Origin of the sequence: Mesorhizobium sp. M1E.F.Ca.ET.063.01.1.1 (assembly GCF_003998155.1) — a bacterium.
Lineage (GTDB): Bacteria > Pseudomonadota > Alphaproteobacteria > Rhizobiales > Rhizobiaceae > Mesorhizobium.
This window is the reverse complement of sequence record NZ_RZSC01000980.1, coordinates 1-1,866: the sequence shown is the minus strand read 5'-3', so window position 1 is coordinate 1,866 and position 1,866 is coordinate 1. Positions and strand designations below refer to the sequence as shown.

General features: G+C 65.0%; 2 protein-coding genes. Both read right to left on the bottom strand.

The genetic code is table 11. The annotated features are described in order from the left end of the window. Positions 1-729: pyridoxal-phosphate dependent enzyme (locus tag EOA29_RS35040; protein ID WP_127222303.1), on the bottom strand; the 729-nt coding region annotated here is incomplete at its 3' end. A 187-nt stretch (positions 730-916) separates the two neighbouring features. After that, positions 917-1,534 (bottom strand): LysE family translocator, encoded by a 618-nt coding sequence (locus EOA29_RS35035; RefSeq protein WP_126091027.1) that lies wholly within the window; start codon positions 1,532-1,534, stop codon positions 917-919. Positions 1,535-1,866: the final 332 nt, after the last annotated feature.

Here is a 1,866-nt window from a genome sequence, read left to right as displayed (position 1 = left end):
GAAGCCGGCGCCGATGCCTTGAATCTTGTGCGGGCCGGGCTGGCCGCCGGAGAGCACGGGCGAGGCTTCCGGCTCGACCGCCACGACATGCAGCGAAGGCTTGCGCTTCTTCAGCACCTGGCCGACGCCGGTGATGGTGCCGCCGGTGCCGATGCCGGCGACGAAGATATCGACCTCGCCATTGGTGTCGTTCCAGATCTCCTCGGCCGTGGTGCGGCGGTGGATTTCCGGATTGGCAGGGTTCTCGAACTGCTGCGGGATGATGGCGTTGGGCAGCGTGGCGGCGAGCTCGTCGGCCTTGGCGATGGCGCCCTTCATACCTTTCGGCCCTTCGGTGAGCACCAGCTCGGCGCCGAGCAGCGCCAGCATCTTGCGCCGCTCGACCGACATGGTCTCCGGCATGGTGAGGATCAGCTTGTAGCCCTTGGCGGCGGCGGCGAAGGCCAGCGCGATGCCGGTGTTGCCGGAAGTCGGCTCGATCAGCGTGGTCTTGCCGGGCGAAATCTTGCCGGCCGCCTCCAGCGCTTCGATCATGGCGACGCCGATGCGGTCCTTGACCGAGGCGATCGGATTGAAGAATTCGAGCTTGGCCAGGAGGTTAGCGACGATGCCCTTCTCCTTCGCGAATTTATCCAGCCGCACCAGCGGGGTGTCTCCAATCGTCTCGGTGATCGAGTTGAAGATGCGGCCGCGGCCGGGTACGCGCGAGGAGGTGACGGGCTTGTTCATTGGTTTCGCTCCCAAGGCAAAGGCACAGGCAGACAGAATAGGACTTTCAGCCGCGCAAGATAGGCCGGCGGCCGAAAATATCCGAGTGGGGCGGTTGCTCAAAACCACCCCGCGCCGGAAATGCATTTTCCGGATCGGCCCGTTTTCGGAATGCTTTCGCCGAATCGGGACCGGTTGAGGTCTGAGGCTACTGACGCGCCGCGATAGCCGCTGCCGCTCCCATCATGAAGCCGGCGGCGGTGCGGTTCAGAACTTTCAAGGCGCGCGGCGATTTCAGGAACCAGCGCGCCTTGGCGGCCAGCGCCAGATAGGGCACCAGAACCACGAACAGCACGACGACGGTCAGCGCGACAAGGATGCCATAGTCGGCGAGCGTGATGGTCTTCAGGTCGACGATGGTCGGCGTGATGGCGAGATAGAAGATCATCGTCTTCGGGTTGCCGAGCGTCACCGTCAGCCCGGCGATGAAGCTCGACACCAGGCCGCCCTTGCCCTTCCGCGCCTCGACGGTTTCCGGCGAAATGCCGCTGGTCCAGAAGCGCCAGGCAAGGAAAGCGAGATAGGCGACGCCCGCCCATTTGATGGCGAGGAACACCATGCCGAAGGTCTGCGCGACGAAGGCGAGGCCGAGCACGACGGCGGTGAGATAGGTGAGGTCGCCGAGCATGAGGCCGAACGACATCGCCAGCGAGGAACGGAAGCCGGAGCCGAGCGCGCGGGCGACAAGCGCCGTGACGCCGGGGCCTGGAATGGCGGCGGCGACGCCGAGGGCGGCGCTGTAAGCGAGAAATCCGGTGAGTGTCATGGCTGCGGCCTGGCGTATGGTCCCCAAGGACCGGTGTGGAGCGCGGCTTCTATCATGATACCGGGTCGAGGGTAATTCCCCTCACGGCGGGATTCGTTGCGCCAGCTCGGCCGGGAGGTTCCCTAGCCTGGGCAATCGCTTCGATTTCGAACTCGCCCGTCACCTTTTTTCCGAGCGCTGGCGCTGCCCCTCACCTGCCTGCCGGCATCCTCTCCCCGTATAGTGACGGGGAGAGGGACCCTCTCATCGCCGGTTTCGCCAATCACCAGCGTCGCAGGAAAGACGCCGTCGTTGCGGCCAGCCGCTTCTCCCCGTCACTATACGGGGAGAAG